The following is a 20,449-nucleotide window of genomic DNA, read 5'->3' on the forward strand; positions in this document are numbered from 1 at the left end:
AGATCGCAACCGCGACAGGCGACCACCGTTACTCAAGCTGAAGGTCGGCCTCCTGGTCCTGGAAGATGATGTCTAGACCGCGCAGGTCGGTAAAGACAAACTCCACCCGGCGATCGCGGGCGTACTCGACTCGACCGCTGCCCTGGCTGCGCCGCTGGGTTTCACCAAAGGGCACAATCCGCATCCGCTCGGGCGGCACGCCCTGGCGAACCAAGTAGTTGCGGGCGGCGAGGGAGCGGCGCTCGCTCAGGGCCAGGTTGTAGGCGGCGCTGGCGCGGGGGTCGGTGTGGCCGTGCAGCTCCACCGTCAGGAAGGGATACTCCAGCATGACCGCCGCGATCTGATCGAGGATGACCGCGCTCTCGGGGCTAATGTCTGAGCGATCGAGGGCAAAGTGAATGTTGCGGGGTACGGTCAGCACCAGCGGCTCCAGCGGCGGCGGCGGCTCGACGGGGTCGGGTGGCGGCACCGGCGCGGCGCAGGTGGGCAGCTCAACTGAAGGGGCGGGCAGATCGGGCAGGCTGCCATCGGCGGCCAGCACGGCGGCAACAGGGGCCGGTTCTGAGGTACCCCACTCAGGGTCAGAGGCGATCGCGCTCACCCTGGTGCCGGGCGGCAGGGCCAGACTGGCGCTAAAGGTGCCCTCTGGGCTCGTAGTCACGGTACCCAGGGGCTCGCTCAGGGGGCTGTAGGGAAAGCCCTCCTCAGCGACCCGGTAGAGGTCGACCTCGCTGCCGGGGTCAGCCGTCCCCGTCAGGGTGACTTCGGCGGCCCCGCTGACAACGCGATAGGCATCAAACTCGGGGGCGTTGATGGCCGCATTACCCGTTTCGCGACGGCGATGGTAGGAGTTACGGGGCGGGTTGGGGCCATCCCCTTTTTGAAAGTCCTGCACCCCGGTATTGCCCTGGGTGTTGAGGTCGATGCTGAGGCCGTCTAGCCCAGCGTAGCGATTGCCGCGAATTTGGTTGCGCAGGCTGAGCGGGTAGGCGGTTACCGCCACCCCCGGCCCCGGCTGGTAGCCAATAAAGTTGTCGCTGAGCTGGTGGTCGTTACCCATCAGGTACACAGCAGCGCGCTCAAACCGTCGCCCGTTGTACTGAATGGCGTTGCCCGATACCTGGGCTGCCCCCTCTGTCTTAAAGAAGTAGATGCCGCTGCCGTCGTTGGCGCAGATTAGGTTGTCGGTAATGGCGCTGGATGCGATCGCCCCCTCCAGGCGAATGGCGTCGGGCATCCCCGCCAGGCCGTTGCCGATGATGGCGTTTTCGCTTACCTGCAGCCCGTCGGCCCGAAAGCCCGTAATGATGGCGCTGCCGTCGTGATTTTGAATTCGGTTGTTGCGAATAGTGGTTTCTACCGCGTTAAAGACGTTGACCCCAAAGGCCGACGGCACCGCCGGAAACTCGCCGTCGGGGGGCAGCCCCAGCCAGTTTTGCTCGATGACAACGCCGCGAGGGGCAGCGTCGGCATCATCTAGAGATAACAGGTCTAGGGTAGCGCTTAGGGGGCTAGAGTCCACTGGGGGGGCCAGGGCGCTGATGAAGATATCGGCGGGCGGCGTGGTCTGGGTGGCGCGATCGCTGGTGCGAAACCCGTAGAGGCTCAGCCCTCGCACGGTGACGCCATCGGCGGCAATGGTCAGGCCGCGCGCCACTTCGCTACCCTCGGCCACCGTCAAACTGACCACAGGCGCAGGCGGAAATTTAGGATCCAGTCCGGCACTGGCGTCGTAGCCTGCCTGGGTGGTGCCGTCGATCACCAGCTCGGGGGCGACAATTTCCGGCAGCAGGTCCACCAGAGCAATGGTAGTCTGGCCCACCGGCAGGTCAAAGCCAATCTGTGATCCCTGACCCGTGGGCAGGGGCTGCACAAAGGCCTGCTCGGCTTCGCTCAGCTGCTCAGGAGCCAGCGTACCGTTGGCCAGCTCGACGGCTTCGCGCAGCGTCAGCCCCTCGTCGGGCTGCACCGGCCCATCCTCAGGACTGGTGACCCGCAGACTGTAGCCCGTCAATGCCGACTGCCCTACCACAGGCGTCACCGTGAGGGCCAGCCCCGACACGCTCAGGGCGACGGCACCACATCCTATCCACCACTGCTGCTTCATTCCTCACCTCCTGGGGCCGTGTCTGTTACCTCGGGCTGAAAGGCCTCGGGGGGTGCCTCGGGCGTTAAGCCGGGCTCGAGCACCTCGGTTTCGCCTACTGGAGGCTCGGGGATGTCGGTTAGGGCTGCCTCATCAACGTAAGAGTCCTGCTGCTGGGGCGGCGACACCGGCTGCACCCCAAAGCCGTTAAACAACTGGTTGACCTTAGCGGTAATGCCAAAGTAAGGACCGCTGGCCGAGCGGTAGCCGCCGCCGCCCACAAACGAGCCGTCATTGGCACCGCCAAAGCTGTAGCCCAGCCCCAGCCGCACATCGGGGGTGAGGTAGTAGCCTGCCTCCAGCGCAAAGCCGGTTTCGTTGTAGCCCACGGCGGGCTGCCCCAGCCAGCGCACCTCAGCTCCCACATCCCAGCGGTAGGCAAACCGATAGGTAGCCCGGGCCTGAGCCAGGTGAATGCTGTTGGAGAAGCCAAAGTTTTCGGCCAGGTTGGCCGTGCTGTAGCGCAGTCCGTACTTACCGTAAAATTCCCAACGGTAGCTGGGGGCGTAGATACCCTCTAGCGCCAGGGTGTGGTCCTGGGCCTCGGAGCTGGTGCCCTGCAAAATACTGTCAGGGGTACTGCCGGGGTTGCGGCGATACTCATAGCTGAGCAGGCCGTTGAACTGATCGCTGACCGGGTTGCGGTAGGCCAGCCCCAGACGCAGGCTAGCGGAATTGCCCAGGGCATCGGTGATGGTCTGGTTGGCAAAATTGGCCAGGTCAAACCGGGCCAGACCGGTGAGCGAGTCGGTAATTTTGCCAGCGGCAGCGGCCCCCAGTACGATGTTGCTTGACCCCGGCGAGTCGCGATACTCAAAGCGACCGCTGGCCTGCCAGTCGGGGTTGTCGGTGTACTCTAGCCCCACCGAATAGACGGTAGAGGCCAGCAGCCCCAAGGATGACGAGCCCCCCTGGCCCACTGCAAAGGGCTGAGCGAACTGCTGGCCCGCCCCGGTGAGGTTAAAGCCGTCGCCAAAAATGCGCTCAAAGCCAAACGTGGCCCGTAGGCCAGGAGCCAGCACCAGGCGGTGATTGAGGCCGATCGCCCCCTGGCCGGTGATGCCGTTGTAGCCCCCCAGCAGCGAGTAGCGGTTGGTCAGGGATGTATTTTCGTCCAGCTCGTAGTCGACCAGGGTGTCGAGGCTGGTAATCGAACTCGGCCCGCTGCCCCCCGATAAAAACTGCTGGGCCAGCCGCAGGCTCACCCCCGGCTGCACCGCCCACTCCAGGCCCACTGTATTGCGGGTGGGGTAGAGGGGGTCGGTGGTGCCCAGGTTCAGCTCGCTCTGGGCCAGGGCGCTGAGGGTTTCGGTCAGCGGCAGGTTTAGCCGCGACACCAGCTGGTTGGCGTTGGCCGAGGTATTGGCAATGCGATCGCTGCGGTTGCGGTTGACGAAATCGATGCCCAGGGTGGCAGAGCCAAACTGCTGCACAATTCCGGCCCGCAGCTCGGTCAGGGTATTGTCTACCCGCCCGCCCTGAATAGCGGTTTGGCCGGGGCGCAGCAGCCCGGCGGCAGAGGTTTGAACGGCGGCGGCGGTGCCGAGATTGCGCTCCTGATCGACCACGGCGCGGAGGCGGGTTTGAGGCCCGACCTGGGCCAGCACCTGGCCGCCCCAGCGGGTTTGCCCTGGGCGAAAGGTGCTGGTGGCGGTATTGTTAAAGCCGCTGTCGGTAGAGCGGTAGAAGGCCTGCCCCGTCACTCCGTCAAAGGGGGTGCCGCTCAGCTCGATGCGGTAGGCGTTGCCCTGGTTGTTGGTGGCCCCCGCGTTGAACGTCGAGCGCGCAAATTCGCCCGAAATCAGGCCCTGCTCGCCCAGGGGAAAGAGCAGGTCAACGCCATAGAGGGTGAAGTCTTGCGCCCCCTGATCCTCGTTGAGTACCGTAGCTCCGACCACACCACCGTCGTCGCCGTTGGGGCGGTACTGCAGGCGGCCAGCGTAGAGGTTGCCCCGTACCGAGGCGTCTTCGACCTGGTAGGTGACCACAATGCGCCGCACCAGCGTAACGCCCAGGGGATTGAGGTCGACCGCGTCGATGGGCTGGTCGAACAGCAGGGTGCCGCGATCGTAGTCGATGGTGTAGTCGACGCCGCGATACAGCGGCGTGCGCTCGAGCACGGTGCCGGGACGGTTAAACTCCTCGGTTTCGACAAACACATTCTCACTGCCCCGCAAAATCAGCCGCCGCGACAAAAAGTAGTAGCCGCTGGTGCCATCGGGGGCGATGGTGTCGCGCTGAAAGGGCCGCACGTTGTCGGCGTAGAGGGCGGTGAGCTGCAGGCCGTTGCCAAAGGTGTAGTTGCCCTTGAAGCCGTGCAGCTCACGCACCGTAGCCGTAAACTGCTGCGACTCACCGGCAAACTCCTGGGTGCCGTAGTCGCCCCACATGAAGTAGTCTGGCCCAGCATCGGGCACCAGCGAGTCGCGCTGAAAGCGCAGGTACAGGCTGTCGATAGAGGGGGTGAGAAAGTCGGTGGTGGAGCTGTCGCCGTAGACCGGATAGGTCTGCTCGCAGGCCTGCACATCGCGGTAGAGGCTGCTGCCATCGCAGCGATCGTTGAGGCCGCGCGTGTTGTTGTAGGCCCCGGTAAACAGCCAGTCGCCCACGGCCCCGGTGGCAAACAGCCCGCTGGTAAAGCTCACCTCCACGTCGTCGCTGAGCGAATCGGGGTTGAGAAAGTCTCTAAAGCTGCCTAGAAAGTTGGTGCCACCCCGCCCCACTCGAAAATCGACTACCCCAGAGATGATGGTGGGGCGTAGATCGGTGTAGAAGCTTACCTGGGTGGTAGCTTCTAACGCGGGATAGTCGCGGGCCAGGCTGGGGTCAACCTCCCGCAGGGTCTGGGCACTGACAAAGGCCTGCACCGTGGCGGGCTGGGCATCGAGCGGCGATCGCAGCTCAGCCTCAAACTGCCCCAGCCGGGCCAGCACCTGAAACCCACCGCGATCGCTGTCGTAGTCGGCCCCAACAAACTCCCCAGCCGTGCTGGTCAGCGTCACGACCACATCGTCTGCCAGAGGACTGCCGCCCTCTGCTGTTACCGCCCCCACCAGAGTGAGCGTCGATCGCCCGTTGGCCGGAATCTGAACCTCGCTCTCGGGAGCCAGAGTGAGGGTGTAGGCCGCCTCGGCCCCAGGCCCCACTGGCGTTAGGGGATAGGTCGAGGGCGGGTTGAGCGGCAGCTGATCGCCGCCAAACCGGAAGTCAAAAAGCTCGGCATTTTCGCGCCGATTGGCTAGCGGCACCGCCCCACCGGGTTCGACCTCCACCGCTGCGGGCAGCTGGCCCTGGGGCAGCACGGTGGCCGCCGCGATCGCCGCCTCTGGGTCAGCCCAGGTTTCTGCCGCGATCGCTGGTGCGGTCGGAGCACTCACCGCTGGCCCAGGCAGCGTCAGCTCCAGGGTTTCACCCGGAACCAAGTCTGCTGGGGGTTTTAGGGTAGAACCCTCTGCCGTGGAGCGCTCCAGATCGGAGGCCTCGACGGCGGGGGGAGCAGCTATGGCTTCCACCGTCGAGCCCCCAGAGAGGTCTAAGTCTGCCGCTGTCCCCGGAGCACCGGGGGCAGCATGACCGGGTAGCAGCAGCCCAAAAGATCCGGCCAGGGTGGTCAACAGGCCCAACCCCAGCGAACGAGAAGCCAGTGAACGAGAAGACAGAGGCATCATGACTGCTCCTCCCCAAAGGTCGGTGTAACGGCAAAGTTCATACGGCCCAGACCACCCGGCGACAGACGCACAAAGCGAGAGGCGCTGTTGTCTTCAATGCGGTAGAGGTTGGGGGCCAGCGTGTAGCCCGGCAGGCTGTACAGGTCGAGGGTGCCAACTCGGTAGCCCGGCAGCACGTTGGCCAGCGAGAACAGCCCGTCTGGGTCGGTCAAAATCCGGTTGCCATCGTCCATAAAGATGACGGCGTTGGGCACTCCAGGCTCACCGGGCTGCTGCTGCCCGTCAAAGTTCTTATCCACAAACACCCGGCCTAAGATCGTGCCGCAGTCGGACACAATGCCGGGGCGAATTGTCAGCTGAAATGGTGCCGATGCTGGCGTAAACCCTGGAGCAGCGGCCTGGGCCACGTTGCGCCCGTCGCCGCGCACCGCATCGGGTGTAATCAGCACGCCGTAGGCGATCGATACCGAGGCACCCGGCTCAAGTGACGCGAACGTCAGCGTCAGACTGCTGTCGGCAATCTCCTGCTGCGTGGGCTGGAGCGGGGTGGTCTCTACCGAGTTGGGCACATAGATCAGGCCTCGGGGCAGCTGGTCTGTAATCGTCAGCGGGGTTGCCGCTCGACTCGAAGGATTTGTTACGAGCAGTCGATAGACCACCACATCCCCGGGCTCTGCCGCCGCGCGATCGGCGGTCTTGACAATGCGTAGAGGCACAATGGTTTCGCCAACCCGGGTTTCGTTGGAGGCGACGGTCACCGGCCCCTCAGGGCCGTCAAACTGGGCCGTCGCCTGGTTAACAAATACTCGACTCTGAGCCTGCGCCACCGGTGACGGTGGCCCGACATAGCTTAGGCAATAGCTTAAAACCAGGGTCAGCAAGAACAGCAGCCCCCGGTATAGTTGTCGCTGATTACGTCTCACACCACCCCTCTGAGACCACTCTTCACACCACTGACACCCCGGTTGGCCGTAGCCCACCTGCGTCTTCGATTCACTCCTGGAGGGCGTTAAGCCCTGGCGTCAACGACCGAAAGGAATATCTTGTCGTCGTCAAACTCGCCAAATCATACCAAGGGCATCCGTAAATACCCATAAATTCCCTGTTAAGTTTTTTTATGGGATCCGGATTTTCTCAATGCACCCTGGGGCAGCCCTGGCCGCTGCTGCCGATCGCAGCCCCAGCGCGGGCCACCGCAAGTTGGGCTAGACCATATCACAGCGGTTATATGAAATTCATAAAGGCAGCTCTTGCTGTGCTTTGCTAATCTCAGGCCAAAAGCATTTCGGCCTGAGATTCTGTCGTTAACGCTGAGGCATAACGCCATGACAGGTAAGGGGCACATTGCGCAGATTAATATCTCGGCCGGTGGGGTACCCAAGCTAGCGGTCATGACCGCCCAGGCTACCGCCCTCGGCCTCAGCGGCGACCAGCAGCGCGATCTCAAATTTCACGGCGGGCCCGATCGCGCCCTGTGCCTGTGGTCTTTAGAGGTGATCGAAACCTTGCAGTTAGAAGGCCACCCCATCGCCCCCGGCAGCGCAGGCGAAAACCTCACCCTGGCCGGTCTAAACTGGGCAGAACTGGGGCCAGGCAGCCAGCTTCAGCTGGGGGAACAGGTGCGGGTTGAAATTACCGACTACGCCCCGCCCTGCCGCACCATCATGCGCTGGTTTAGCGATCGCCGCTACAGCCGCATTAGCCATACCCACTACCCCGGCAGCAGTCGGCTGTACGCGCGGGTGCTGCAGCCGGGGCAGCTGACCACGGGCGATCGCGCTACGGTGGCAGTTGCTAGGCTGGGGTCTGCGCCATCGGCCCCGAGGGCATGAGGCTTGCCCGCGCCCATGTCTGCCCCAACCGTTCTCCTTTGCCCAGAACCCCTATACAATGACCTCAGGCAGGGACTTCAAAGGGGTCCTAGAAGCATAATGATTTGGGATGACGGCATTCCGGTCATTTCACCCTTGCCAACATTACATTCAGCTCGGCTAGCGGATATTCACCATGACCATACTATCGGGACTATCGAACGAATTTTTGTTGACGGCAGGGCTGTACGCTGGCATCGCCGGAACTTATTTACTGGTGGTGCCCCTGGCTCTGCTCTTTTATGTGCGGCGGCGCTGGTACATCGCCGGGTCCATCGAGCGCACCCTGCTGTACGGGCTGGTCTTTGTCTTCTTCCCCGGAATGCTGCTGTTTAGCCCCTTTCTCAACTTCCGCCCCCAGCCGCGTGACATTAAGGCCTAGCGAGCATGCGACGCATTGACGTAATTGCCGTTGGCTTCGGCATTTTTCTGGCTGGAGGCGGGCTGTTTTTGGGCTTTCGGCTGTTTGGCCTCGACGGTATCTCCGCTGGAATCTGGAGCCAGGCGGTGATGGTAGGCGGCGTAGTGGCCTGGTTAGCCAGCTATCTGCTGCGGGTGGTCACCCGCAATATGACCCTCAACCAGCAAATGGATGACTACGAGTCGGCGGTGCTCCAGCGGCGGCTCGACGAGCTGAGCCCAGAGCAGCTGACCGCCCTACAGGAAAAGCTGGACCAGGAAAAATAGACGCGGTGCCTCTCTTGCCCTAGAGTGCTGTATTGGGCGAATGATTTGCCCCAGTCTCTTTGGTCAATTTCTCTGGACTCAGTCTTCGGTACCTCGCTATGGCCCTTGTTTCCGATCGCTTTCGTGACCTGCGAGCGCGGGGCGAATGTGCCCTGATTCCCTTTATCACCGCTGGCGACCCCGATTTAGAAACGACCGCTGCGGCCCTGGGGGTGCTTGACCAAAACGGGGCCGACTTCATCGAGCTGGGGGTGCCCTACTCCGACCCCCTGGCCGATGGCCCGGTGATTCAGGCTGCCGCCACCCGCGCCCTGGAGAAAGGGGTCACCCTCGATGCCGTGCTCTCGATGGTGAAGGGGCTACAGCTGCAGGCCCCGCTGATTTTGTTCACCTACTACAACCCCATTCTCAACCGGGGCATCGATCGCTTTATGGCCGATATCGCGGCGGCGGGGGTAGCCGGGCTGGTGGTGCCCGACCTGCCCCTAGAGGAGGTCGAGGCGCTGCTAGCCGCTGCCGCGACCGCCGGTATCGACGTCACTCTGCTGGTGGCCCCGACCTCGCCGCCCGATCGCATTCAGGCGATCGCAGCCCAGGCCCAGGGGTTTGTGTACCTGGTCAGCGTCACCGGCGTAACGGGCACCCGCAGCGAGCTGCAAGGCCGGGTTAAAGACCTGATCGATGGCCTCAAGCAAACCACCGACAAACCCGTCGGCGTAGGCTTTGGCGTCTCAGACCCCGACCAGGCTCAGCAGCTCAAAGCCTGGGGGGCCGACGGCGTGATTGTGGGCAGCGCCTTTGTCAAACGGCTGGCCGCCGACGCCCCGGAGACGGCCCTGTCCACCATCGGTGACTTTTGCCGCCGCCTCAAGGCCGCCATTGCTTAGCCATTATCTAGCCATTGCCTAGATCGTGCGATCGCCCCTAGGTCCGTTGCCAGGCCTGAGCATAGGTCGGGCGCAGGTAGCTCGCCGCCGCCTCGGGGGGTTGGGGTCGCCCAAACAGGTAGCCCTGCATGCCGGTGCAGCCCAACTCGTGTAGACACAGGCTTTGGGCGGTGGTTTCTACCCCCTCGGCTACCAGGCTGAGCGAAAGCCCCTGGGCCATAGCAATAATGGCGTTGACCATAGCCTGGTCAACCGGACTGTGGGGCAGGTCTTTGACAAAGGCGCGATCGATCTTGAGGCCATCGAGGGGAAACTGCTTCAGGTGACTGAGGCAGGAATAGCCGGTGCCAAAGTCATCCATCGAAATTTTGACCCCCAGACGGCGCAGGTCTTGCAGCCGCTCAATGGAGGTGGCCATATCGGCCATCGCGGCGGTCTCGGTAATTTCTAGCTCCAGGTGGGCGGGGGGCAGGCCGGTTTCTTTCAGCACGGTGGCCACGGTGTTGACTAAATTGGGATGCTGCAGCTGCCGGGCCGATAGGTTGACCGCCAAGTTTACCAGGGGCAGCCCGGCCCGCTGCCAGGCCATCACCTGGGCGCAGGCGGTGCGCATGACCCAGGCCCCAATGGAAACAATCAAGCCATTCTCTTCGGCCAAAGGAATAAATTGACAGGGAGCCACCAGCCCCAGGGTGGGGTGTTGCCAGCGCAGCAGGGCCTCCATTTGCACAACTTCGCCGGTCGCCACATTCACCTGGGGCTGGTAGTAGAGCACAAACTCGTCGCGCCCCAGGGCGTGATGCAAAAAGGTCTCTAGCTTCAGCCGCTGGGCGGCTTCGGTGCTCAGACTTTGGGTGTAGAACTGGTAGTTGTTGCGGCCCTGCTGCTTGGCCCGGTACATCGCGGCATCGGCATTTTGCAGCAGGGTGGTCATGTCCTGCCCGTCTTGGGGAAACAGGGCAATGCCCAGGCTAGCCGTGACGTGCAGCTCGTGGTTTTGCAGCAAAAAAGGTGGGGTTAGCTGGTCAGCAATGCGTCGAGCTACCTTGGCCGCATCGTTAGAACTGGCCAGGTTGGGCAGAATCAGGGTAAATTCGTCGCCGCCCCAGCGGGCCACAATGTCTTCGGCCCGCAGGGCCGCGCTCACTCGCTGGGTCACCTGCTGCAGCAGCAGATCGCCCACGGCGTGGCTGAGGGTGTCGTTGATGGTTTTGAAGTGGTCGAGGTCTAAAAAAATGACCGCCAGCATTTGCTCGCTCTGGCTGGTGCGGGCGATCGCCTGGGGCAAATGCTGGTCAAAAAAGGCGCGGTTGGGCAGCCCGGTCAACGCATCGTGGTACACCTGATAGCACATCTGGGCCTCGGTTTGCTGGCGCTTGAGGGCTCCTCCCAAACTGGCGGCCACCGCCACCAAAATTGACTCGTCGCTGGCGCTCCACTCCCACTCCTGCTGGCAGGCGTCGAAGCCGATGTAGCCCCACAGCTCAGCGTCAATGAAGATCGGCACCATCAAAATAGATAAAATGCTGTCCCTCAGCAGCACCGCCTGCTCAGCGGCAGGCATATGGCGAGTTAGCGAGCAGATTGATTTGCCCTGCTGGAGGAGAGTCAGCCAGCGCTCGAGGCCCAGGGCGCGGTAGCTCTGGTCTTGCCAGTAGGGCTGACCCATGCCGGAGGCCGTAGTTGAGGTCGTCCACTCGTAGCGCAGGGTCATGGCCGGTTCGCCCGTCACCGACTGGGGATGGTGGGTGTAGACGTAGGCGCGATCGGCGGTGGCGGCCTGGCCCAGGCGGGCCAGCACCTGGGGAATCGCCTGGTGCACATCGGCGGTGGTGAGCAGGCACTGGCTGGCCTCGGCTACCCCCTGCAGCAGGCGATCGCGGCGCAAAATGGCCGCCTCTCCCCGCTTGCGATCGGTAATGTCTTCGACGGTGCCCTCGTAGCCAATCAGCACCTGGCGATCGTCGTAGATCGCCCGCGCCGACTCCGAAATCCAGATCACGGCACCGTCTTTGCGGTATACCTCAGACTCAAACCCCAGCACCGACCCATTCGCCCAGATCAAGTCGATAAACTCCTGGCGACGACCGGGCTGCACGTAGAGCTGCCGGTTGATATCGGTCAAATTTTGAATCAGGTCCTGGGGTGAACGGTAGCCGTAGATCCTGGCCAGCATCGGGTTTACGGTCAAATACTGGCCCTGGGGCGTGCTTTGAAACATGCCTTCGACGGCGTTTTCAAAGATGCTGCGGTACTTGGCTTCGGCTCGCATCAGCGAGAGCTCGGTCTGCCGCCGCTCCAGGGCCAGGGCCAAATCAGCGGTTACGACCCGCAGCAGGTCAACCTCAGCCTCGTCCCACAGCTGGGGGGTGGTGCAGTTGCTAAACCCCATCACCCCTCGCAGCTGGTTTTGAATCACCAGGGGCAGCAGCAGCAGCGACTTGACGTAGCTGGGCGCGCTGGTCAGCACCTGTCGCTGGAGGTCAGAAAAGTCGGCCTCGACCAGGTTGATCACCTGCCGCTGCTCTAGGGTGACATACCAGTCGGCAAAGAGCGGCTCGATTGGCATCGTTTGAAATCTGGGATCGTCGACGGTAGACGGTACCTCAGGGGCTGACCACTCAACTCGCTGCACCAGGGTTAAAGACTGCAGTGACGGGTTTCGGGGTAGGTCATAGATTCCCTGGGGCTCGTAGCCTCCCTGCAGCTCGTAGTAGTAAACCCGGCTAGCTCCAGAGATTTCACCTAAGGCCGCAAAAATTTGGGTAATGGAGCGCTCCTGCCAGCCCCACTGCCAGGCCAACAGCTGCCGCTGAATCTCGGCCAGGGTGGCCAAAACCTGCTCTCGTCGCTTGAGCGTTTGCTGGTCAGCAATCTGTTGGGTGATATCTTCAAAGGTGCACAGCACGCCAATCACGGTGCCCCTGGGGTCGCGCATGGGCAGACGGCTACAGTCAACCCACCCCAGCTGGCCGTTGGGGTGGGTCTGGGGCTCAATGGCGTGGAGGTCAGCCATACCGTGGGTCATCACCAGGCGATCGCGGGCGCTACGGTAGGCCGCCTCTTCGGCACTGAGGCAGGGCAGATCGCCGTCGGTGCCCCCAACAATATCGGCTGGGGTAGCGAGCCCCATGGCGTTGGCAAAGGCCTGGTTGCAGCCCAGATAGCGACCCTGGCTATCTTTCCAAAACAGGGGCTGGGGAATGCTGTCGAGCACCAGCTCTAGCAAATCTTCGCGAGCTTCCAGGGCCTGCTCTACCTGGCGCAGGGCGGCCTCCGACTGCTTCAGAGGCGTGATGTCGGTAATAAAGCCCTCAATGCCGACCACTACCCCTTGCTCACCCACCACGGCAGTCCCCTTTTCCCACACCCATTTCTCCTCGCCGCTGCGGGTGTGAATGCGGTATTCCACCTCGTAGGCCTGGCCAAACTCGATCGCCCGCTGAATGCTCTCCAGCACCTGGGGCAGATCGTCGGGGTGGGTAATCGTGTTGTAGGAGACGGCGCTATTTGGGCTGAGCAGCTCCGCTGGCTGATAGCCGGTCAGCGGGTAGCACCCGGCGCTGAGGTAGCGCATCGACCAGGTGGCATCTCCATCGGCCTGAAACACAATCCCCGGCATCACGTCAATTAAGCGCTGGGGGGCCGCAGGCTGGCCCGACGACAAACGACGCTGACCCAGCAGCACCAGGGTAAGCCAGTGCAGCACAGAGGAGGGGGGAGGACTAAGCCGAGCCGAACGATGACTATCTGTGGCGTCAGGGCAACAAAACTCAGAATCGTACATAGGTGATCGGCATGGTGGGTTCCGGCCCCACGACTATGTGACTTAATATGCCCAAACTACCGCTAGGAATGCTGTCTGACCGTGCTCTAGCGACCGTTATCGACCTGAGATGGCGCGCGCTCGGCTAACCTGGGCAATCTCTAGGTACCGCTTAGCTCACTGTATCAGTCTTAGTCGGCAGGGGCCGGAGGGGCCAGCGCGATCGCCTGCACCAGACTCACCAGGGCCTGCGGCAGCGGTTGGGTGAGTACTTCTGGGCAGGCTACCAGGGGCAGATTTAGGGCCTGGGCCGCCGCCCAATCGACGGGAGGCACTGGGGCCAGCAGCGGTAGACGGGCCAGGTCAGGCTGACGAGCCAGGGCCTGTAGGTAGGCGATCGAGACCGGCATTGCCCCGTCTAAAATCACCGCCTGGGGCTGCCACACCCGGCTGAGCAGGTTGGCCTGCTGCAGATCGTCGACCTGCAGCAGGCGGCAGTGGTACCGCTGCAGCCAGGTTTGCACAAGCGGGGGCAAAACGCCCTCTGCCTTGCCCGGCCGCAGCAGCAGCATGGTCAATCCCTTGAGAGACGCCAGCGAAACGGGCGGAGTTAGGCAAATTTGATCGAGGGTTGGCCGCAGCCCCTGGGCCAGGGTTTCGGTGAAGAGCGTTTTGGGCAGGGTCGCCCCTGAGTCCGCAGCGGCCTGGTTGGGATTGAGGTTTGAATCGAAACCCTGGCCGCTGCTGGGGCCGTCGTCAGGGCTGGCTCTGGCCGATCTCAGGCTAACGACTCCAGCTATAGCCAAACGCTGCACCAGAGCTAGACAGCCGGTGGCAGTCGTCGGAGCATCGGCCAGGGACTCCCAGTGGATCAGGGTACAGGGCGGCGACAGGCGAGCCTGCAGTGCCGCCATGGTTTGGCAACTAGGGGCTACCGCCAGGCGGTAGGGGCTACCTCGCAGGCTGCTGTAAACCTGCTCAACAAGGGTTTCGCTGGCGCTAGCCAGCAGCACCAGCACGGTTTCGCTGGCGCTGCTAGCCCTGGTGGGCAGCAGCAGGGTAATGCGGCTCCCCCAGGTGGGCGTACTGTAACCACTCAGCTCACCGCCCTGGAGCTGGCTAAAGCGACGCGCTAGCCCCAGCCCCAGCCCTTCCAGCGATTCGGGGTCGGGCTGCGGGTCGGGCCGCGATCGCCGCTCGGCAGGCATCGCTGCCCCTAAGGGTGGCCCTGGGTTAGCGATCGCCGTTGAGCTCCAAAGGGTAAAGCTCAGCCAGTTGCCCCACGGCTCGACCAGCAGACCGGCTGGGATAGCACCGTGGGCAATCAGGTAGCCCAAAACGTAGTGCAGGCTTTGACGCAGGCGCAGCGGGTCAGCCTGCACCCAGCCCTCGGCGGTAGCCAGGCAAACGCTAAACTCCTCGGCCCAGGTCGCAGCGGTTTTGAGCGCAGGCTGGGCGCTTAAAAAACTGGGCACCAGCTCGTCGGCCAGGGGCTGGAGGTAGACTCGCTCCAGACTGAGGCTAATTTGACCCGCCTCCAGCCGCATCCAGTCGATCAGCAGGTTGACCAGGCCCGTGAGTTTGCGAATGGCCTGCTGAATCAGGCTGACGTAGCGAAACTGGCGCTCATTCAGCTGGCCCACCCGACTGTCGAGCAGCAGGGTAGACAACCCCAGCAGCGTCGTCATTGGAGTCTTGAGAGCATGGCTCAGCTCTAGCACCCAGGCCCGCTGTCCCCCCGCCCCCTGGGCCGACTCAGGGGGGAGGGCAGTACTGCTCTCAGTCGCACCGGCCCCTGACGCACTGGCCCCTGCCAGTCTTAGCTCAGGCGCGCTCGATTTGGCCTCAAGGGCTAGCCAGCCGAGCAGTCGAACCGGGTTCAAAACCCCCAAATACTGACCATCGGAATCTACCACAACTAACGGACGCGAAGGCATTCCCTGTACCAGCCGCCCCAGGTTGCTTAGCGCCGGGATGTCTAACGCTTGGCTGGCAGAAACTTCAACCACGGGCTCTAGCCATAGTTGACAGTCAAACACCCGGAGCTCAGCACTGGCCCCAGAGGACCGGCCCTGGGCGTGATGACAGGCCCACAGCTGTCCCAGGGTCAGGGTACCTAGGGGGCGGTGCTCGTCATCAACCACGATGATGTGGCTAGGTGCAACCGAGCTGCCCTGAACGGCCCCCGCGGGCTGGCCTAAACCCTGGGCAATCTCGCCTAGGGGCGTAACCAGGCCGTAGGCTGGAGCAGGCGTTAAAAAATAGTCGAGGGGCGGCAGCGCCATGGGCTAATCCCCTAGGGGTTTGATTCCAGATTTAGGGGCAGGCTGTATTCTGGCAACCAACCTTTACAATTGACAATATCTCGGTTTTGCTCACGTTCTCACGCAGTGTTGCCTTTGTTGACAGCTTCTGGCCAAAGGTTTAAGAAACACTGTCACTGTCTGCCCTGGGGTGTGTCACCCTGCCGTTCTTCCCGTTGTCCTGCTCGTTACCCATCGCCCCTTGGTTTCTCCCCTTCAGATCTATCGCCTGACCCACGCTGATCAGGATAAGCAGGCTCCCGATTTGAATCTGGATCCGAGCCGATATGTAGTGCATCCGACGGCCCTGATTGGCGACGCCCTAGACTGGCTCCAGAGCCGTCCTGACCCGCCCGACTGCCTGGTGGTTGACGAGCAGGTGTGGCAGGATGCCCTCAGACCCGCCCTGCAAGAACTCAACCTGGTGCTGCCGGTGGTGGTACTGGTAAGCAATCGGGAGGCGATCGCGCGGCCCGTGCCCCAGTCTGACCAGTATTCAGGGACTGTTGTACATCATTCCCTAGAGGCGCTGTCCCAGGTCGATCGTGCTATTCAGACCGCCATTCAGGAGTTTTTACGCCACTCAAATGCCAGCCAGGCAGATTCCACCACTGCGTCTGCTCATGAGTCTAGCTCCCTGGTTGCCAACCTCAGCAACCAGCAACACCAGCTCACCGAAAAACTCAAGGCCCGGCTGGGCTACCTGGGGGTTTACTACAAACGCAACCCCAGCCAATTTTTTCGCCACCTGAACCGGGAAGACCGCCAGGCGTTGCTCGACCAGCTCAAGAGCGACTACCGCAAGATTGTTTTGGCCTATTTTGCCAGCAACGTTAAGCTCAACCTCAACCAGCTGATCGATGACTTTGTCGATCAGGCCTTTATGTCTGACATCTCGGTAGCCCAAATTGTTGAAATTCATATGGAGCTGATGGATACCTTCTCCAAGCAGCTTAAGCTGGAGGGGCGGAGCGAAGAAATTTTGCTCGACTACCGCCTCACTCTGATCGACGTGATAGCCCATCTCTGCGAAATGTACCGGCGATCGATCCCCCGTGAACCCTAGCCTGTGCCCTCAAAAAGAAGGCTATGCGCCCCAAAAACTTCCCGATACAATCACCCCTATTCCTGTCAACCACAGCGTTCCATGAGCTCCGTTAAAAAGACCTACATCCTCAAGCTCTACGTCGCGGGCAACACTCCCAACTCCATTCGCGCCCTCAAAACCCTCAACAATATTTTGGAAGAAGAATTTCAGGGGGTTTATGCCCTGAAGGTCATTGACGTGCTTAAAAACCCGCAGCTGGCCGAGGAAGACAAGATTTTGGCGACTCCCACCCTGGCCAAAATTCTGCCGCCGCCGGTACGCAAAATCATTGGCGATCTGTCCGATCGCGAGCGGGTGCTGATTGGTCTCGACTTGCTCTACGATGAGCTGCGCGAAGACGATATCTACGGGTAGCCCGCGATCGCACGGCCAGTCCCTAGCCGATCGAGCTGGAGCCGGGCTGTATCCACAGCCCTGGAGAGATGTCGCCTACCAGGTGAATGGCGCATTAGTTCGACCGCTGCGGTCTGTACCTGCCTCCGCTACAGACCTGTTCACCCTTGATCTAGGCGCTGGAGCAACGGCTCGCGCGGGTAGACTAAGACCCTCAGGTCGAGTAGCAAATTCTAAAGCTCAGGTAACCACCTCAATCGATCGCCCAACGGGCTCAAAATCCTTTAGATTAGCCGCCTCAGGGTATGCTTGATCCTCAGGATGTCCTGTAAGTTATTAAGGGCCGTCATTCTGCCCGATACCTGTAACCATCTCCCATGACAGACTCTGACCAAACCGAACTGCAGACCTCTGTGCGACCCGTCGGCGTGCAGAAGATACGCACAACCATAGAGGGCTTTGACGACATTAGCCACGGTGGCCTGCCAGCCGGGCGATCGACCCTGGTCAGCGGCACCTCGGGAACCGGCAAAACCCTGTTTGCGGTGCAGTTTATCTACAACGGCATCACCCAGTTTGACGAGCCTGGGGTATTTGTCACCTTTGAAGAGTCGCCCGAAGACATCATTCAAAACGCCTACAGCTTTGGCTGGAACCTGCAGCGCCTGATTGACGACGGCAAGCTGTTTATTCTCGATGCCTCCCCCGACCCCGAGGGGCAGGATGTGGTAGGCAACTTTGACCTCTCGGCGCTGATCGAGCGCATCCAGTACGCCATTCGCAAATACAAGGCCCGGCGGGTCTCGATCGACTCGGTGACGGCGGTATTTCAGCAGTACGACGCCGCCTCGGTGGTGCGGCGCGAGATCTTTCGCCTGGTGGCCCGCCTTAAGCTGATGGGCGTGACCACCGTCATGACCACCGAGCGCCTGGACGAGTACGGCCCGGTAGCCCGGTTTGGGGTAGAAGAATTTGTCTCCGACAACGTGGTGATCGTGCGCAACGCCCTGGAGGGGGAGCGCCGTCGCCGCACGATCGAAATTCTCAAGCTGCGGGGCACTACCCACATGAAAGGGGAGTATCCCTTCACCATTACCAACGACGGTGTCAACATCTTCCCGCTGGGGGCGATGCAGCTGACCCAGCGATCGTCCAACGCGCGGGTGTCGTCTGGAGTGCCTACCCTCGACGAAATGTGCGGCGGCGGCTTCTTCAAAGATTCCATCATCCTGGCTACCGGGGCGACGGGCACGGGCAAAACCCTGCTGGTCAGCAAGTTTTTGGTGGATGGCTGCAAGCACGGCGAGCGAGCCATTTTGTTTGCCTACGAAGAATCTCGCGCCCAGCTCTCCCGCAACGCCTACTCCTGGGGGGTCGACTTTGAGGCGATGGAAGAGCAGGGGCTGCTAAAGATTATCTGCGCCTACCCCGAGTCGGCGGGTCTAGAAGATCACCTGCAAATCATCAAAACCGAGATCTCGCAGTTTAAGCCCTCGCGGGTGGCGATCGACTCGCTCTCCGCCCTCGATCGCGGCGTCAGCAACAATTCCTTTCGGCAGTTTGTGATTGGGGTGACGGGCTTTGCCAAGCAGGAAGAAATTACCGGCTTTTTCACCAACACCACCGAGCAGTTTATGGGGCTGCACTCGATCACTGAGTCGCACATTTCCACCATTACCGACACCATTTTGATGCTGCAGTACGTCGAGGTGCGCGGCGAATTGTCGCGAGCAATCAACGTCTTTAAAATGCGCGGCTCGTGGCACGACAAGGGCATTCGTGAGTACACCATCAACAGCCAGGGACCAGACATCAAAGACTCGTTCCGCAACCTGGAGCGGATCATCAGCGGCTCGCCCACCCGTATCGCGGTGGACGAAAAGAGCGAGCTATCGCGCATTATTCAGGGTGTGCAGGGAGATTCAGAGCTGTAGAGAGGTAGGGAATTGGACAGCCGGGATGGCTATCCCACAAGAATATCTTTATAGGCTATTAACTTTAGACGAGTAGGCACGCTCTCCCATGATATAGGTGGCGGCTACGGCGCGATCGCCCCCCATAATCACCAGCGAAAACAGCAGATCCTCTAGCCCTTCCAGGGTTTCGGGAATGCCCCCCTCGTTGCGCAGGGCCAGCAGCGGGGTTGCCTGAGGGTCGAGCACCACAACGTCAGCCTCTTTGCCGGGCTCAAAGCTGCCCAACTTGTCTTCCAGACACAGCGCCCTGGCCCCGCCCAGGGTAGCGAGAAAGAGCGCTTTGAAGGCCGAGAGCTTTTGGCCCCGCAGCTGAGCCACTTTGTAAGCTTCGTTGGTGGTTTGCAGCAGCGAAAAGCTGGTGCCCGCCCCCACATCGGTACCCAGGCCGACTTTGACCGGGTGCTCGGGGTTTTTGGCCTGCTCGATGCGAAACAGACCGCTGCCCAAAAACAGGTTGGAGGTGGGGCAGAAAGAAATCGCCGCCTTGGCCTCGGCAAGCCGCTGAAATTCAGCATCGGTGAGCTGCACGCCGTGGGCAAACAGCGATCGCTCCCGCACCAGCCCCGTCTGGTCGTACACGTCTAAATATCCGGCGTACTGGGGAAACAGTTCCCTGATCCAGGCCACCTCATTGACATTTTCGGACAGGTGAGTGTGCAGGTAGACATCGGGGAACTCATCCAGCAGGCGAGCCGCCAGCTTCAGCTGAGCTTCGGTGGAGGTGGCCGCGAACCGAGGTGTAACCGCGTAGAGCAGCCGTCCCCGCCCGTGCCACGTCTCAATCAGCGCCTTCGACTCCTCGTAGGATGATTGAGCCGTATCGCGGAGGTAGTCGGGGGCGTTGCGATCCATCATTACCTTGCCGCTGATCATGCGCAGGTGGCGAGCCTCAGCGGCCTCAAAAAAAGCCTCAACCGAGGCCGGAAACACCGCCGCAAACACCAGAGCGGTAGTGGTGCCGTTCTTGAGCAATTCATCAAGAAATAGCTCGGCTACCGACCGCGCGTAGTCAGCATCGGCAAACCTGCGCTCGGTGGGAAACGTGTAGCGGTTGAGCCACTCCAGCAGCTGCTCGCCGTAGGCCGCCATCATGCCCGTCTGGGGGTAGTGGATATGGGTATCGATAAAGCCGGGGGTAATCAGACAGCCGGTGTGGTCAACCAGAGGGCGATCGCCCAAACTAGCCGCCAAATCGGCATAGGTGCCCGTCGCCTCAACTTTTCCCTCCCGCACCAGCAGCAGCCCATCGGCAACGTAGCGCACCGCCTCGGCCTCAGGTCCATAGAAGGGATCCTTCACAAAGTCTAGCAGTGCGCCTCTGAGGGCCACAGTGCCGCCCAAAAAACCGGATGATGCCAGTGGTTGCCCCATAGATATCGTCAACCTCTACTGCCGGTTTTTGCTGCGCTTTAACCCTACATCAACGCCAAAATATCTTTCGTCCATCGTTTACTAAACTCAGAAGCGAAATCTTAACCAAAGAATGTTTAGCTGATTTTTAGCAGATCAGATCTTTCATGAAAAGTACTGTGGGGCCAAGGGTCGTGATTAAGCCATAGTCTGCGCTAGTTGACAGCCTCAGTACAAGGACAAAAGTTGGAGCGCCTGATTGAACTCAGTGCGGCGCAAGGTGAGATCGCAGGAGATACGCCGCAGGAAGTCACAGCCAAGCCGGAATAGACTCTTGGCCCTTCGCCCATGTGA

The 20,449-nt window shown here is 61.4% G+C and carries 13 protein-coding genes and 1 pseudogene; 7 read left to right on the plus strand and 7 right to left on the minus strand.

The features are described from left to right. Positions 1 to 28: 28 nt before the first annotated feature. Genes ACQ4N7_RS26405 through ACQ4N7_RS26415 form a run of 3 tightly spaced genes read right to left on the minus strand, consistent with a single transcriptional unit; the run spans position 29 to position 6,641 of the window. Complete coding sequence (locus ACQ4N7_RS26405; RefSeq protein ID WP_430714429.1) at positions 29 to 2,107, minus strand: OmpA family protein; 2,079 nt, start codon at positions 2,105 to 2,107, stop codon at positions 29 to 31. Beyond that, positions 2,104 to 5,811, minus strand: a complete 3,708-nt coding sequence (locus ACQ4N7_RS26410) for a TonB-dependent receptor (RefSeq protein WP_430714430.1) — start codon at positions 5,809 to 5,811, stop codon at positions 2,104 to 2,106. Before ACQ4N7_RS26410 ends, ACQ4N7_RS26405 begins: the two co-directional genes overlap by 4 nt. Continuing rightward, positions 5,811 to 6,641, minus strand: coding sequence for a hypothetical protein (locus tag ACQ4N7_RS26415; RefSeq protein WP_430714431.1), 831 nt, complete (start codon positions 6,639 to 6,641; stop codon positions 5,811 to 5,813). Before ACQ4N7_RS26415 ends, ACQ4N7_RS26410 begins: the two co-directional genes overlap by 1 nt. A gap of 498 nt (positions 6,642 to 7,139) precedes the next feature. On the opposite strand from ACQ4N7_RS26415, the gene ACQ4N7_RS26420 reads away from it, so the two are divergent. The 4 genes from ACQ4N7_RS26420 (at position 7,140) to trpA (ending at position 9,259) form a co-directional block, all read left to right on the plus strand. After that, positions 7,140 to 7,646 (plus strand): MOSC domain-containing protein, encoded by a 507-nt coding sequence (locus tag ACQ4N7_RS26420; RefSeq protein WP_430714432.1) that lies wholly within the window; start codon positions 7,140 to 7,142, stop codon positions 7,644 to 7,646. Between the two features lie 175 nt (positions 7,647 to 7,821). Continuing rightward, complete coding sequence (gene ndhL / locus ACQ4N7_RS26425; RefSeq protein ID WP_430714433.1) at positions 7,822 to 8,067, plus strand: NAD(P)H-quinone oxidoreductase subunit L; 246 nt, start codon at positions 7,822 to 7,824, stop codon at positions 8,065 to 8,067. A 5-nt stretch (positions 8,068 to 8,072) separates the two neighbouring features. Further along, positions 8,073 to 8,372, plus strand: coding sequence for a DUF3007 family protein (locus tag ACQ4N7_RS26430; RefSeq protein WP_430714434.1), 300 nt, complete (start codon positions 8,073 to 8,075; stop codon positions 8,370 to 8,372). A 98-nt stretch (positions 8,373 to 8,470) separates the two neighbouring features. Further along, entirely contained in the window at positions 8,471 to 9,259 is a 789-nt protein-coding gene (gene trpA / locus ACQ4N7_RS26435) for a tryptophan synthase subunit alpha (protein ID WP_430714435.1), read from the plus strand. A gap of 37 nt (positions 9,260 to 9,296) precedes the next feature. Here trpA and ACQ4N7_RS26440 read toward each other — a convergent pair whose 3' ends face one another. Both ACQ4N7_RS26440 and ACQ4N7_RS26445 read right to left on the minus strand, forming a co-directional pair. Then, a complete protein-coding gene (locus ACQ4N7_RS26440) occupies positions 9,297 to 12,968 on the minus strand; it encodes an EAL domain-containing protein (RefSeq protein ID WP_430714436.1) in 3,672 nt (1,223 codons plus the stop codon). A 248-nt stretch (positions 12,969 to 13,216) separates the two neighbouring features. Beyond that, positions 13,217 to 15,310, minus strand: a complete 2,094-nt coding sequence (locus ACQ4N7_RS26445) for a histidine kinase dimerization/phospho-acceptor domain-containing protein (protein WP_430714437.1) — start codon at positions 15,308 to 15,310, stop codon at positions 13,217 to 13,219. 220 nt (positions 15,311 to 15,530) lie between these two features. On the opposite strand from ACQ4N7_RS26445, the gene ACQ4N7_RS26450 reads away from it, so the two are divergent. The 3 genes from ACQ4N7_RS26450 (at position 15,531) to kaiC (ending at position 18,703) form a co-directional block, all read left to right on the plus strand. Then, positions 15,531 to 16,394 carry a circadian clock protein KaiA gene (locus tag ACQ4N7_RS26450; RefSeq protein WP_430714438.1) on the plus strand — a complete coding sequence of 288 codons (864 nt, stop codon included), beginning with the start codon at positions 15,531 to 15,533 and terminating at the stop codon, positions 16,392 to 16,394. Between the two features lie 81 nt (positions 16,395 to 16,475). Further along, on the plus strand, positions 16,476 to 16,790 hold the full coding sequence (kaiB, locus tag ACQ4N7_RS26455; protein ID WP_017301921.1) for a circadian clock protein KaiB: 315 nt from the start codon (positions 16,476 to 16,478) through the stop codon (positions 16,788 to 16,790). Between the two features lie 356 nt (positions 16,791 to 17,146). Next, positions 17,147 to 18,703, plus strand: a complete 1,557-nt coding sequence (kaiC, locus tag ACQ4N7_RS26460) for a circadian clock protein KaiC (protein ID WP_430714439.1) — start codon at positions 17,147 to 17,149, stop codon at positions 18,701 to 18,703. A gap of 48 nt (positions 18,704 to 18,751) precedes the next feature. Here the strand turns inward: kaiC and guaD are convergent, their stop codons facing one another. Then, positions 18,752 to 20,116 carry a guanine deaminase gene (gene guaD, locus ACQ4N7_RS26465; protein WP_430714440.1) on the minus strand — a complete coding sequence of 455 codons (1,365 nt, stop codon included), beginning with the start codon at positions 20,114 to 20,116 and terminating at the stop codon, positions 18,752 to 18,754. A 207-nt stretch (positions 20,117 to 20,323) separates the two neighbouring features. Further along, positions 20,324 to 20,449: pseudogene (locus ACQ4N7_RS26470) on the minus strand (IS4 family transposase); the annotation flags it as partial.

Source organism: Nodosilinea sp. AN01ver1 (assembly GCF_050565655.1).
GTDB lineage: Bacteria > Cyanobacteriota > Cyanobacteriia > Phormidesmidales > Phormidesmidaceae > Nodosilinea.

Bases quoted from the DNA above. Each gene is read 5' to 3' on its own strand.
- ACQ4N7_RS26430 (WP_430714434.1), top strand. From the start codon at position 8,073: ATGCGACGCATTGACGTAATTGCCGTTGGCTTCGGCATTTTTCTGGCT.
- ACQ4N7_RS26445 (WP_430714437.1), bottom strand. From the start codon at position 15,310: ATGGCGCTGCCGCCCCTCGACTATTTTTTAACGCCTGCTCCAGCCTAC.
- guaD (WP_430714440.1), bottom strand. From the start codon at position 20,116: ATGGGGCAACCACTGGCATCATCCGGTTTTTTGGGCGGCACTGTGGCC.
- kaiB (WP_017301921.1), top strand. From the start codon at position 16,476: ATGAGCTCCGTTAAAAAGACCTACATCCTCAAGCTCTACGTCGCGGGC.
- ACQ4N7_RS26420 (WP_430714432.1), top strand. From the start codon at position 7,140: ATGACAGGTAAGGGGCACATTGCGCAGATTAATATCTCGGCCGGTGGG.
- ndhL (WP_430714433.1), top strand. From the start codon at position 7,822: ATGACCATACTATCGGGACTATCGAACGAATTTTTGTTGACGGCAGGG.
- trpA (WP_430714435.1), top strand. From the start codon at position 8,471: ATGGCCCTTGTTTCCGATCGCTTTCGTGACCTGCGAGCGCGGGGCGAA.
- ACQ4N7_RS26405 (WP_430714429.1), bottom strand. From the start codon at position 2,107: ATGAAGCAGCAGTGGTGGATAGGATGTGGTGCCGTCGCCCTGAGCGTG.
- kaiC (WP_430714439.1), top strand. From the start codon at position 17,147: ATGACAGACTCTGACCAAACCGAACTGCAGACCTCTGTGCGACCCGTC.
- ACQ4N7_RS26410 (WP_430714430.1), bottom strand. From the start codon at position 5,811: ATGCCTCTGTCTTCTCGTTCACTGGCTTCTCGTTCGCTGGGGTTGGGC.